At 39.1% G+C, this 12,504-nt stretch carries 12 protein-coding genes; 8 read left to right on the top strand and 4 right to left on the bottom strand.

The genetic code is table 11. From position 1 onward, the window contains the following. Window positions 1–5: 5 nt before the first annotated feature. Together fdhD and EXE30_RS14130 are read left to right on the top strand one after the other, a co-directional pair. On the top strand, window positions 6–761 hold the full coding sequence (fdhD, locus tag EXE30_RS14135) for a formate dehydrogenase accessory sulfurtransferase FdhD (RefSeq protein WP_407641645.1): 756 nt from the start codon (window positions 6–8) through the stop codon (window positions 759–761). Between the two features lie 80 nt (window positions 762–841). Continuing rightward, a complete protein-coding gene (locus tag EXE30_RS14130; protein WP_130162951.1) occupies window positions 842–1,783 on the top strand; it encodes a Dyp-type peroxidase in 942 nt (313 codons plus the stop codon). 55 nt (window positions 1,784–1,838) lie between these two features. Here EXE30_RS14130 and EXE30_RS14125 read toward each other — a convergent pair whose 3' ends face one another. Both EXE30_RS14125 and EXE30_RS14120 read right to left on the bottom strand, forming a co-directional pair. After that, window positions 1,839–2,681 (bottom strand): SDR family NAD(P)-dependent oxidoreductase, encoded by an 843-nt coding sequence (locus EXE30_RS14125; protein WP_130162950.1) that lies wholly within the window; start codon window positions 2,679–2,681, stop codon window positions 1,839–1,841. Between the two features lie 31 nt (window positions 2,682–2,712). Continuing rightward, complete coding sequence (locus EXE30_RS14120; protein WP_130162949.1) at window positions 2,713–4,203, bottom strand: flavin-containing monooxygenase; 1,491 nt, start codon at window positions 4,201–4,203, stop codon at window positions 2,713–2,715. 126 nt (window positions 4,204–4,329) lie between these two features. Between EXE30_RS14120 and EXE30_RS14115 the strand changes: the two genes are divergently transcribed. Further along, window positions 4,330–5,355 carry an AraC family transcriptional regulator gene (locus EXE30_RS14115; RefSeq protein WP_130162948.1) on the top strand — a complete coding sequence of 342 codons (1,026 nt, stop codon included), beginning with the start codon at window positions 4,330–4,332 and terminating at the stop codon, window positions 5,353–5,355. Between the two features lie 12 nt (window positions 5,356–5,367). On the opposite strand, the gene EXE30_RS14110 is transcribed toward EXE30_RS14115, so the two are convergent. Continuing rightward, the gene (locus EXE30_RS14110; RefSeq protein WP_130162947.1) at window positions 5,368–5,985 is read right to left on the bottom strand and encodes a TetR/AcrR family transcriptional regulator; all 618 of its coding nucleotides are present in this window, start codon (window positions 5,983–5,985) and stop codon (window positions 5,368–5,370) included. 504 nt (window positions 5,986–6,489) lie between these two features. Between EXE30_RS14110 and EXE30_RS14105 the strand changes: the two genes are divergently transcribed. The 5 genes from EXE30_RS14105 to EXE30_RS14085 all read left to right on the top strand — a co-directional run bounded on the left by EXE30_RS14105 (window position 6,490) and on the right by EXE30_RS14085 (window position 12,172). Then, entirely contained in the window at window positions 6,490–7,449 is a 960-nt protein-coding gene (locus tag EXE30_RS14105) for a metal-dependent hydrolase (RefSeq protein ID WP_130162946.1), read from the top strand. Window positions 7,450–7,591: 142 nt separating this feature from the next. After that, the gene (locus EXE30_RS14100) at window positions 7,592–8,566 is read left to right on the top strand and encodes a metal-dependent hydrolase (protein ID WP_130162945.1); all 975 of its coding nucleotides are present in this window, start codon (window positions 7,592–7,594) and stop codon (window positions 8,564–8,566) included. 37 nt (window positions 8,567–8,603) lie between these two features. Continuing rightward, window positions 8,604–9,428, top strand: a complete 825-nt coding sequence (locus tag EXE30_RS14095; RefSeq protein WP_004671704.1) for an SDR family NAD(P)-dependent oxidoreductase — start codon at window positions 8,604–8,606, stop codon at window positions 9,426–9,428. Window positions 9,429–9,691: 263 nt separating this feature from the next. Further along, window positions 9,692–11,212, top strand: coding sequence for a flavin-containing monooxygenase (locus tag EXE30_RS14090; RefSeq protein WP_130162944.1), 1,521 nt, complete (start codon window positions 9,692–9,694; stop codon window positions 11,210–11,212). Window positions 11,213–11,299: 87 nt separating this feature from the next. Then, on the top strand, window positions 11,300–12,172 hold the full coding sequence (locus EXE30_RS14085; protein ID WP_130162943.1) for a class I SAM-dependent methyltransferase: 873 nt from the start codon (window positions 11,300–11,302) through the stop codon (window positions 12,170–12,172). 149 nt (window positions 12,173–12,321) lie between these two features. Here EXE30_RS14085 and EXE30_RS15925 read toward each other — a convergent pair whose 3' ends face one another. After that, window positions 12,322–12,498, bottom strand: coding sequence for a hypothetical protein (locus tag EXE30_RS15925; protein ID WP_005196575.1), 177 nt, complete (start codon window positions 12,496–12,498; stop codon window positions 12,322–12,324). Between the last annotated feature and the right edge of the window lie 6 nt (window positions 12,499–12,504).

The raw sequence follows: 12,504 nt of genomic DNA, 5'->3' as shown, positions 1-12,504 counted from the left end.
AAACAATGCAAGTGCATCGATTTCATCATGATGTTTCTGAAGATCAACTGGATTATATTGTTCAAGAATACCCTGTGGCACTCATCTACAACGGAATTTCTCATGCGGTGATGATGGCAACACCTTCTGACATTGAGAAGTTTGCCAAAGGTTTTAGTTTGTCCGAAGGCATCTTGCAAAGTTTAACGGAATTGTATTCGCTAGAAATTAGTCAAAATGAACTGGGTATTCAAGTTGATATGGAGATTTCTGCTAGAGCCTTTATGACTTTAAAAGAGCAGCGTCGGATGATGGTTGGGCGAACGGGATGTGGTTTGTGTGGCATTGAAAGCTTAAAGCAGCTGTATTCAAACTTGCCAGTGGTCAGCACAAAAGTTTCCCCAGCATGGTTCAATCAAATTCCAGCCGCAATAGCTCAACTCAAAGTCAGACAAAAAATCAGTGCATTGACAGGAGGGGCACATGCTGCGGCTTGGGTGGTGAAAGGACAAATCGTGGCTTTATTTGAAGATGTTGGTCGTCATAACTCTCTAGACAAATTATTGGGTTATTTAGCAGAGCAAAACATGGATGTCGCGGAGGGTTTTGTGGTCATGACCAGCCGTGCTAGTTATGAGTTAATTCGTAAATGTGCACAATACAATATTGGTTTATTGGCGACGATTTCAGCCCCGACCAGCATGGCGATTGATATGGCGAAACAGCTAAATTTAACTTTGGCAAGTTTCTGTCGTGGCGATAGTTTTGTTTTATATAAATAGTAAGAAAATGTGATGAATTTGGTATCTAAGGCATTGATTTGTGTAGGATAGGGGTTTGCATTCTACTATTCCTAAAAGTCATGAATATACCTTTAAGACCACAGCCAGTTATTAATAATCTTGCTGGCGAAAATGCATTATTTATTGTTCTCGGCATCAATAGTAATCCTGATCATTCAGGAATTATCGACTTTCTCGCCAATTTTTCAGCTTTAGTCCGAAGTATGGCTAATCGTTTCCCAAATAGTCAATTTACTGCCTCGCTCGGGATTGGCTCTCATGCGTGGGATCTTCTATTTCCAGATTTGAATAAACCTAAAGAACTGCAACCATTTCAAGAGATCAAAGGTTCCAAGTACACGGCAGTTGCCACCTCCGGTGATTTATTTTTCCATATTCGTGCCAATCAAATGGCGATTTGCTATGAGCTGGCTTCCATTATTCATGATCAACTCAAAGAGAGCAGCTATCCAATCAGTGAAACCAAAGGTTTTAGATACTTTGATGGTCGTGCAATTTTAGGATTCGTGGATGGTACAGAAAATCCTGAACATGAAATCGCTAAAGAGATTGCTTATGTCGGTGAAGAAGATATTGAGTTTCTTGGTGGCAGCTATGTCTTTATCCAAAAATATTTACATAACATGGAGATGTGGAAAGCACTAAGTACCGAAGAACAAGAAAAAGTAATTGGTCGAAAGAAATATGATGATGTTGAACTAAGTGATGATGTAAAACCACAAAATGCACATAATGTCGTGAGTAAAGCACATGATGCTGATGGCAATGAGTTAAAAATTCTCAGAGCAAATATGCCATTTTCCAATCCATCTGAAGGAGAGTCGGGTACTTTCTTTATCGGATACTCTCGTTCATTCAATATCACCAAGACCATGTTAGAGAATATGTTTCTCGGAAAAGAAAATGGTCACGTAGATCGTTTACTTGATTTCAGTACACCTGTTTCAGGTAGTTTATTCTTTGTACCTACTTTCGATTTCTTGGAAGATTTGGCTGAATAAAACAGTAGGGGCGGTTCACCGTTGATGACATAACGATGAACCTACCCCTAACGTGTTAATTCATAAAACGCGCTTGTAATGCGGTTGCAGTCGCAAAAAGCTTTTGATAACCCTGAGGAAATAAACGCTGAATGGCATCAACCGCTTTCGCATCTGCACCGATCAGTAAACGACGACGATTTTTTTGTACCGCATTTAAAATTAAATTTGCAGCTTCATCGGCAGGTGTACGTAGTAATTTATCAAAAGCGTCCTGACTCTTGGCAGGATCCATCCCTAGACTTGTGACACTGTTATTCATACGTGCAGCTTTGGCAATATTGGTACGAATACCACCCGGATGGATACAGGTTGCACTAACACCTGAATTTTCGATATCCAGTTCTTGACGCAGGGACTCAGTGAAACCACGAACTGCAAATTTACTGGCATTGTAAGCACTTTGGGTCGGTTGCGCAGTCAATCCAAACATACTGGAAATATTGACGATATGTCCATCACCACTTTGTTTTAGATAAGGTAAAAATTCTTTGGTGCCATAAACCACACCCCAAAAATTTATTCCAATCAACCATTCAAGATCTTCATAACTTACACCTTCGGCGGTACTGCCAAGTGCAACACCTGCATTGTTAAAAATCAAATTCACTTTGCCATGTTGTTCTACCACAGTTTTTGCCCAAGCTGCGATTTCATCACGTGTTGCTACATCTACTTTTTGTGTTGTGACTTTGACTGGAAATGCTTGTAGCAGTGCCACTGTATTCGCTAAGCCTGTTTCACTAACATCCGAGAGTGCAAGGTTACATCCTTGTTTAGCCAAAGCAATTGCCAATGCTTGACCAATACCTGATCCTGCACCCGTGATCGCTGCAACTTTATCTTTAAATGTTTTCATTTCATCTATCCTTTGTTTTTATGATCGTGCCTTAATTGGAAACCACTGGGACTTGAACATAATGTTCAAGATCAAAGCGGCGGGTTCGTTGACGATATTCAAAAGTGAAACCGGGCCAATTATTGGTGTTTTTTCCTGCCGCAGTTTGGTACCAACTGTTGCAGCCTTGCGACCACATGGTGCTTTTCATTCTTTCTTGAATTTCTTGGTTAAAGTTTTGTTGTCTATCGGCTTTTAAATCTGTAAATAACAAGTTCTTTTGAATATGAGTTTGAATTGCATCAATAATATAATTCACCTGACTTTCAATCATATACACAATTGAATTGTGTCCAAGGTTGGTATTGGGTCCATACAACATAAAGAAATTGGGGAAGCCACTCACCGTTAAGCCTAAATATGCTTCGGCACCGTCTTGCCATTGTTCTTTTAAGGTTGTGCCTTTTAAACCCGTAATCTGCATGGGTGCCATAAAATCAGTTGCTGCAAATCCAGTCCCATAAATAATGGCATCAACTTCACGTAAAGTACCATTTTTATCGACGATCCCTGTTTCTGTGATTTCTTCAATATCGTTGTTGATGACTTCTACATTGGGTCGAATTAAGCTTTCATACCAATAATTAGAAATCAGAATACGCTTACAACCAATTGGATAATCTGGCATTAACTGATGGCGGAAATGAGGGTCTTTGATTTCCTTGCGAATATGGCGTTGAAACATATATTCCACGAGCGGGATTTCATTGAGGGTAATGGTAAAGCCCTTAAGAACACTTTCGTTATAACTATACTGATACATACGATCAAGGCTTTGCAAGATCGGTAGCTTTTGAAAAGCTTTGCGAGTAAGCGGAGAGTAAATGCGGTCTGGCTTTGGAATAACATAGGGTGCAGAACGTTGGTATACATCTAAATGCGCGACTTCTTTAGCGATCTCTGGCACAAACTGAATGGCACTAGCACCTGTACCAATCACGGCGACACGTTTATGATTTAAATCATAATCATGTTCCCAACGCGCAGAATGAAATGCTTTGCCTTTGAAATGTTCAATGCCTTTAATTTTTGGATAAGCAGGTCGATTCAGTTGACCGACTGCCGCAATCAGAAATTCTGCTTCAAATTTCTCACCTGTTGTACTTTGAATCTGCCATAGCCCTTGCTCTGCATTAAAGTCTGCACTAGCGATCTCAGTATTAAACTGAACATGAGGGCGAATTTTATATTTATCAGCACAATGACGTAAATATTGATGGATTTCTTGCGAAGTCCCGTAACGGTTTTTCCAGCCAAGTTCCTGTTCAAAGGAAAACGAATATAAATGCGAGGGTACGTCACAGGCCGCACCTGGATACGTGTTATCACGCCAAACGCCACCAACATCCCCAGCTTTTTCAAATAAAGTAAACTGATTGAAACCCGCTTGTTTTAGGCGGATAGCAAGCCCTAATCCACCAAAGCCTGTTCCTATAATGGCGATACGGATATTTTTATTTGAATTGGATGATGGTTTTGACATGGTCTGCTCGCACGATTGGGAAAGAGGGGCAATCGATAAAAGAATATAGAATAGTGGTTAAAGCTATTGATTTAGAGGATGGATGCGGACAAAATATTGTGATTCGAGGACATTTGGAAATGTACATTGACGTACGCATGGGCATTTGATCGAAGTATACATAGTGTTCGATTGATGGCTGATTTTGCAGCAGAGTTGGGTGTTGATTATCAGCTCATATTAAAAGGAACGGGCTTAGATCAACAGCACTTACTTGATCCGAATATGGCTGTAACAGCACAACAGGAATTACAACTGATTGGTAATTTGGTTGAACAGCTTTGTCATAGGCCTATGTTGGGCTTAGAGGTTGGTACACGCTACCATTTCACCACTTTTGGCTCGTTGGGTTTAGCACTAATGAGTGCTGCCAATATTCGTGAAGCGCTTGATTTTGCTTTGGCATATTTCCCATTAACTTTTGCGTTTACCCAGTTTATTGTTTCTGAGGAAGAACGAGGTATTCGAATTGAGATTGCAGTCGATGAGGGGATTCCCCAATCTCTTTCTCAATTTATTATTGAGCGAGATATCGCCGCTTTAGTGACTGTTCAAAGAGATTTGATACCAGAAAATTTCTGCTTAGCCTTGGCATTTTCTTTTCAGCCTAAGGGTGATGTACAAACCTATATTGATTTATTCGGTATCGTCCCTGAGTTTGCTGAGACCAAGAACTTTATTATTCTCGATGTTGAAAAAGTAAACCAAAAACTGCGTATGGCAAATGAATTGGCTTTGCAGCATGCAGAACAACAATGCCGTCAAATTTTAGAGAAGCGACAATCACAAAAAAAATATTCGCACCATGTACAACAAGTCTTGATGCATACCAAAGGAGAGATACCGTCAATGGAAATCGTAGCTGATCGGTTGCATCTCAATTCAAGAACTTTGCGCCGTCACTTGGTTAATGAAGGCACAACTTTTATTAAGATTAGAGAGGATGTTCGCAAAATTTTGGCAGATTACTATTTATCTTTACCGCAAACTTCGATTGAACAGATTGCTGAATGGCTCGGCTACGCGGAAGCGACCAGCTTTATCCATGCCTATAAGCGCTGGTATGGGAAAACACCGCATGCATCACGTTTGGCAATGAAGGAATGTATTTAAGAACGACTTAAATCAACCTTCAGCTTTTGCCAATTCTGCCTCGATATAGCTGATGATCATGGTACTCAATCCTCTGACCATTTCATCAAAGCTAATTTGTGGGTTTGGTAAAATCAGATGGCGTGCCACGTTAAAAATACTGCTATTAATACTAATATAAGCCGTCACGCTAAGGTTATTTACTTTTAAATATCGAGGATGACGGATCATGTATTTCATCAATACATCCATCAATGCATATTCAATCTGACTGATATATCTTTCATATTTGAGTTCAGTTGCATATCTTAAGCAAATTAAATAACGATCATCATCCCGCGTTAACAAATCTCGGAAAGTATAAAAAATTATTTCAAATAAAGGTTCTAACTCTTGTTCAATGATGATAGGTGTGAGTTCTTTGACCATATCTAAAACTTCTTTGACGAAAGTTTTTGCCATCGCATCGTAGATTTCTTCTTTGTTTTTAAAATACTCGTACAATGAGCCGACGCTGACACCTGCAATATCTGCAATGTGTCTTGTGGTGGTTCCACTGGTACCATGCATTGCCACAGCGATAAAACCCGCTTCAATAATAGTATCTACGGTCACTTTTGAGCGTGCTTGACGAGGTTTACGTGTAGCCATAGTGGTTTTACAAAAATCCGAACATAGTGTCAGATTAACATGCTGATGAATATTATAGAAGATTAGGGTTTCTAATCCGAACAAATAAAATTACTAAATTTTTAATATTCATTTCAAATTTGTAATAAAACTATTGAATAGACATTTTACACCAAGATTTTATAACGTTGTTTTTTGTTGTGTTTTAAATAGTAGATTGATATTTATGATAAATATCCTATTTTTGAGTAATTTAAAACATTCTTGGTTTCATTGGGAAATGAGCAAATTATCGGTTGTTGACAAGCGTTGAAAACTGAAAATTACCCGAATTGAATCCGAACATAAGATCAGTCTACAGTAGACCTATCAAATATTAAGTTCAGAAATATCTTCCCGAATGATTCTTCAATGAGCTATCCACTGTTTAAAAGATAGAGATGCTCCAAGAACCATGGTTAATGAGCTTAATGGAGTGTCATATCACGAGCTAACTCCGCTCAATACTGAATGTAAGGTGTTGCTATGATTGCGAACACAGTGAAAAAGACCTTTAGTCTATTCAAGCCGAACCCCCTCGCTGAGCAAATTGATTTTGCGAGCAAAGACTCTATTCCAATCCGTCATTTGGCAATCGGATTTGAAGGAGAGAAAGTTGATCTCTCATTTTATATGAATAATCAATTTGCCACGATTTTTTTCGCTACGCTATCTGTGTTCTTGACCTATGGCGAAGATCTTGTCATCGAAACTGCACGTCATCACCGCGATTTACTTAAAGATCCGATCTTAAAGCAACGTGTTACTTCATTGATTGGTCAGGAAGCGATTCATTCTAAACTACATAATGAATTTAACGATGCGATCGTAGAACTCGGTTATCCAGTGACTTTGTATCGTTTTTTGGGTTCAAACTTCTTTAAATATATCTTTCTTCAATTTCCGCAACCATTAAAACTGTCGTTGATGGCAGGTATTGAGCATTTTACAGCGGTTCTTGCAGAATACATGATGAAGCATGAACAAAACTTCTATTTCTCAGAGGACGCTAAAACTCGTGCGCTATGGATGTGGCACATGTTGGAAGAGTCTGAGCATAAAGATGTTGCTTATGATGTCTATGAAGTTTTGAATGGTAATTACGCCTTGCGTATCAGTGGCTTTGCGCTTGCTTACTTTACGATTTTAGGACTGATTCCATTTTCAGCCTCACTGGTGCCCGTTTTCCGTAAACCACAAGAGATGTTGACGGCTAAATTTTGGAAAGATGCAAAACGAGGCGTAAAGCTGATCTTTAGTCCTAAAGATGGCGTGTTTGGCAGTACGCAAGGACAAATCTTTGATTATTTACGTAAAGACTTCCATCCGAATGATCATGATACATCGAAGTATCTTGAATATTATAAGCAAAAACTACTATCAGAAGGCGGGGCATTACACCCTTTCTTTGTGAAAGAGTTCACGCCTAAAGTTCAAGCAGCTTAATGATTTGATTGAACGATCTAATCCAATTGTTGAGGCATTGAGACAGTCAAAATTGTAGAAATAATCTTATAACCAATTTTACTGTTTCAATTGATACATTGCTGTTTTATTTAATTTTTTCACTATTTTATGGGAATCGAAAATGGTTGCTCAAATTATCCGAAATGTCTTTAATGACAAATTAAGTACCAAATATCAGGGGATTGTTCAGAACTTCGTGAACAAATCGCCAATTCCGATTCGTCATTTTGATTTTAAATTCAACCCTACAGAACTTGATGAAAAGTTCTTCTTAAATAAAGAGCTGGCAACATCTTATTTCCATGCGTTATCAATATTTTTAACGTTTGGCGAAGATGTCGTTATTGAAACAGCACGTTATCATCGAGACTTTATAACAGACCCTATTTTAAAGCAGAGACTGACCTCTTTAATTGGACAAGAAGCCATCCATTCTAAAGTACACAATCAGTTTAATGATGAAGTGCTGAAAGAAAATAACTACCCAGTTGAATTGCTTCGTGCGATTGCGGATAAGGTTTTTGAGTACGGCATTTATAAACTTCCGCATTCATTACAACTGTCTTTGATGGCAGGTATTGAACACTATACCGCTGTTTTAGCAGAATTTATGATGCAGCATGAGGACTATATTCTTGGTTCTCAAGATGAAAGACAGCGAGCGATGTGGATGTGGCACATGCTGGAAGAGTCAGAGCATAAAGATATTGCCTATGATGTATTTTTAGAATTATCAGGTAATTACTGGGTCAGAGTGACAGGTTTCTTATTAGCAAGTTTGACCATCCTCGGCGGAGTTTCGTTGGGTGGTTATCTCATTCCCTTTATTCGTAAACCAAGCAATTTGATTAACCCACGTTATATGAAAGATATGTTGGAAAGCACTGCTTTATTGTTTGGTAGTGAGCGTGGGGTATTTGGTAGTAGCTTCATGCACATTTTGGAATATCTACGTCCAAGCTTTCATCCAAATGATCATGACACCACAGCTTATATGGAATATTACAAACAGCGATTATTAGACCCAGAAACAGGTTTATTGACGCCTTATTTTCTCAAAGAATTTGTACCGCCAGTACGTGCAGCCTCTGCATAAGCTCGGCGCATAAAAACCTGATTGTTGGATTGTATATATGAAATTATTTGCTAAAAAACCTAAGCCCAGTCAAAAAGCATTTGCTGTTGTGACGGGTGCGGGTAGTGGGATTGGAAGAAGTTTTGCGCTTGAACTGGCAAAGCGCGGTGGAACTGTTGTGTGTTCAGATATCAATCTGGATGCAGCCAATGAAACGGTTTCACTGATCGAGCAACTGGGTCAAAAAGCCTTTGCTATCCAATGTGATGTCAGTAAGGCTGAACAAGTTACACAATTGGCAGAGCAAGCAGAACAGGTGATGCAGAACCCTGTCACGCTTGTGATTAACAATGCTGGTATTGGATTGGGTGGCAAGTTTGATGAGATGACCACAGAAGATTGGCAATGGTGTATGGATGTCAATTTGTGGGGCGTAATTCATGGTTGCCGTACTTTCGTACCTAAGTTTAAACAACTTGGGCATGGTGCCATAATCAATGTCGCATCTGCTGCTTCTTATACCGCTGCACCTGAAATGGCGGTCTATAACGTCAGCAAGGCGGGTGTTCGTGCGTTATCCGAGACGCTTTCTGCTGAGCTTAGAAAGTTCAACATTAAGGTTAATGTCCTGTGTCCAACGCTGGTTCCGACCAACATCATTAAAAATGGCAAAGTACCGCATAAAGGGATATTGGATTATGCCTTGACCAATCTGGCGTTTACCACCAGTGATAAGGTTGCGAAACTGACTTTAAACCGTTTGGATAAAGATCAGCTTTATACCATTCCTCAGATTGACGCTAAGCTTTTCTGGCTAATGAAACGTACAGCACCGAATTTATATGCGAAATTCTTAGGCAACTCGTACAGATTTATGAAGTAACCCAAGTAAATACCAAAACTTTTGCCAGAATTTGATACACGGAAATGTCATCCGCAACCTGCGTAGTATCAGAAGAGTATAAGGTTTTGTATTTATGAAGGAATTAAATATATGAAACAAGTGAACAGGTTTTGTGGATGACAAATGGTTTTGCCTACTTTTCCCGAAAGAAAAGTAGGTCGAGCCGAAGGCTAATTACGAAATTTAGATGAGAACTCGGCAAGACGCCGCCGTGAATCTAAACGATGGATAGGAAGTTTTAAATGACAGCTCAAGCAAAAAAATTAAACTCAGCTGAGAAAAAAGCATTACCTGCACATATCTATGACAGCTTTATTGTAGGTGCTGGGATTTCAGGGATTGCCACCGCGATTCGACTTGATCAAGTGGGCTATACCAATTACAAAATCATTGAAAAAGCCAATCGTGTCGGTGGTACGTGGCGTGAAAACACTTATCCGGGTTGTGGATGTGATGTGCCATCAGCATTGTATTCATATTCATTTGCGCCAAGTGCAAAATGGAGTCACTTATTCGCACGTCAGCCTGAGATTCTAAGCTATCTAGAAGAAGTCAGCGAAAACTTCAATGTCAGTTCAAAAATTGAATTTGGTACTGAGCTGACCAATGCAGCTTGGGATAACCAACGTAATTTATGGGTGATTGATACCAACAAAGGTCAATATTTGTCTAGAACTGTGGTTTTTGCCACTGGACCAATTACCGAAGCACAGATTCCAAAATTAGATGGTTTAGAAACATTTAAAGGTGAAATGTTCCATTCAGCTAAATGGAATCATGATTATGATTTGACGGGTAAGCGTATCGCTGTGATTGGTACGGGTGCATCTGCAATTCAATTTGTGCCTCAGATTCAGCCTTTAGCGAAGGAATTGTATGTTTACCAACGTACAGCGCCGTGGGTCGTACCGAAGCCTGATACTGATTTAGGTGAAGTGAGCAAATCACTGATTGCAAAATATCCACTGATTCAAAAAACATGGCGTAAAGCAGTTGCTCAATCACTCAATGCGATCAATTTCGGGCTACGTAATCCAGCCGTGTTAAAACCTGTAGGTGAACTGGCTAAACTGATTTTAAAATTCCAGATCGAAGATCCTGAATTACGTAAAAATGTAACGCCTAACTTCACCATTGGTTGTAAGCGTTTATTGTTCGCAAATAACTATTACCCTGCATTACAGCAAGAGAATGTCAAACTGATTCCACATGGGTTAGTGAAAGTAGAAGGCAATACTGTTATTTCTGCAAATGGTGAACGTCAAGAAGTAGATGTGATCATTTGGGGAACAGGCTTTGAAGTTTCACATCCGCCGATTGGTAAGCGTGTTTCTAATGAAAAAGGTGAGTGCCTAAATGACTTATGGAAAAGCAGTTCTCCAGAAGCATATTTGGGTACCAGCATTGAAAACGTACCTAATGCGTTCTTAGTGTTAGGACCAAATGTTCTAGTTTATGATTCGTTTATTGGTTTGGCAGAAGCGCAGCTTGATTATATTGTTGATGGTTTATTGAAAATCAAAGAGCAAAATATTGGTAAATTAAACATTAAGTCTGACGTGATCAAAAAGCATAATGAATTGGTACAAAAGCATCTAAAAACCACTGTGTTCAATGCTGGTGGTTGTAAGAGCTATTATTTAGATGCCAATGGACGTAACTTTGCTGCTTGGCCTTGGTCATTGAAGAAACTGAAACAACGTTTAAAGCATATGGATTTGAATGATTATGAAGTGACTTATCAAACTGAAAAAACTAAATAATTTTAGATAAGTAAACGGGCAGTAAATTTTATCTGAGGATCGAATTTGCTGCTTATTTTTTTGATTATTTAAAATAGAAAGGAAAATATGAAAAAAGGACAATCAAGTCGCACGGCTGAGGCTGCTGCAGCATTAAGAGCAAACCATTTTTTGTATGCATCTCATCCCATATTTTCAGATCCGTATGCATTTGAATTAACCAGTTCAGCTTGGAAAAAGTTATTGACCACATCATTGACAGCCAAAGTAATGAACTCGTCGATATTTAACAGAACGTTAGGATTATTAACTGGACAAGTCGTCGGTCGTTCCCGCTATGCAGAAGATTTGCTTCAACAAGCGATTGCGAAAGGTATTCAACAATATGTTTTAGTTGGTGCGGGATTGGATTCTTTTATTCTCCGTCAAACAGGACAGTATCCCAATTTAAAAATTTTTGAAGTTGATCATCCTGATACTCAAGTCGCTAAACAGAAAAAACTATCTGAGTTTGGTGAGATCCCAACCAATGTTGAGTTTGTCGCAATTGATTTTGAAAAGGAATCAATCGCAGAAGCTTTAGAACGAAGTGGATTTCAACAAGATCGGCCTGCATTTTTTTCATGGTTGGGTACAACCCATTACCTTGAACCAAAAACAACTTTGAATACATTAAAAAGTATTGCAAAAATCGCAGCGTCAAATAGTGAAGTTGTCTTGGATTATTCAATTGATTATCGCGAGTTGCAGGGCGTTGAACGTTTTGGCAGTTTATTTGTTTCTGAATTTACCCGCTTTCTAAAAGAACCTTTGTTAGGACAGTTTAGACCTAAACGACTTCATCAAACCGTGATACAAATGGGCTATGACGTGGTTGAGGATTTATCAGGAGACGGTTTAAGCGAACGTTATTTCCAAGACCGTGCAGATCAAATACGCCATACCATTGCGACGCATATGCTACATCTACGTCTGAAGTAGCTTTGGTGTAGCCACAAAGAACACTCACCTCATGATGCAAATTTCATAGCCAAGTGGGGCGGGATGAAATGTGCAAAGTTTTGGTGGTGTTGATTTTGTGATATTGAAATGACAAAGCCTAATCACTGATAAGCTTTGCCGATAACAAATTACTTGTTATTTGGATCCGCTTTTTCACTATCTTCAGTTTGATTGCCTTTTGGGCTTGGTGTGGTATCAGGTTTTGGTTCGGTAGTGGAATCCGCTTGAGAATGCTCTTTGACCTGAGTTTGTTTAGCATTTTCGTCTTTGGTGGTCTTTTCAGAAAAACTTTTGAAACCTGACATTATTAT

This window comes from Acinetobacter halotolerans (assembly GCF_004208515.1).
In the GTDB taxonomy this organism is placed as follows: domain Bacteria; phylum Pseudomonadota; class Gammaproteobacteria; order Pseudomonadales; family Moraxellaceae; genus Acinetobacter; species Acinetobacter halotolerans.
Note: the sequence above shows the minus strand (reverse complement) of the source record. Positions and strands in the feature narration are given on the sequence as shown.

What these genes read in the sequence shown, in the direction of transcription:
- fdhD (WP_407641645.1), top strand. Translation starts at nt 6, where the DNA reads ATGCAAGTGCATCGATTTCATCATGATGTTTCTGAAGATCAACTGGAT.
- EXE30_RS14130 (WP_130162951.1), top strand. Translation starts at nt 842, where the DNA reads ATGAATATACCTTTAAGACCACAGCCAGTTATTAATAATCTTGCTGGC.
- EXE30_RS14125 (WP_130162950.1), bottom strand. Translation starts at nt 2,681, where the DNA reads ATGAAAACATTTAAAGATAAAGTTGCAGCGATCACGGGTGCAGGATCA.
- EXE30_RS14120 (WP_130162949.1), bottom strand. Translation starts at nt 4,203, where the DNA reads ATGTCAAAACCATCATCCAATTCAAATAAAAATATCCGTATCGCCATT.
- EXE30_RS14110 (WP_130162947.1), bottom strand. Translation starts at nt 5,985, where the DNA reads ATGGCTACACGTAAACCTCGTCAAGCACGCTCAAAAGTGACCGTAGAT.
- EXE30_RS14105 (WP_130162946.1), top strand. Translation starts at nt 6,490, where the DNA reads ATGATTGCGAACACAGTGAAAAAGACCTTTAGTCTATTCAAGCCGAAC.
- EXE30_RS14100 (WP_130162945.1), top strand. Translation starts at nt 7,592, where the DNA reads ATGGTTGCTCAAATTATCCGAAATGTCTTTAATGACAAATTAAGTACC.
- EXE30_RS14095 (WP_004671704.1), top strand. Translation starts at nt 8,604, where the DNA reads ATGAAATTATTTGCTAAAAAACCTAAGCCCAGTCAAAAAGCATTTGCT.
- EXE30_RS14090 (WP_130162944.1), top strand. Translation starts at nt 9,692, where the DNA reads ATGACAGCTCAAGCAAAAAAATTAAACTCAGCTGAGAAAAAAGCATTA.
- EXE30_RS14085 (WP_130162943.1), top strand. Translation starts at nt 11,300, where the DNA reads ATGAAAAAAGGACAATCAAGTCGCACGGCTGAGGCTGCTGCAGCATTA.
- EXE30_RS15925 (WP_005196575.1), bottom strand. Translation starts at nt 12,498, where the DNA reads ATGTCAGGTTTCAAAAGTTTTTCTGAAAAGACCACCAAAGACGAAAAT.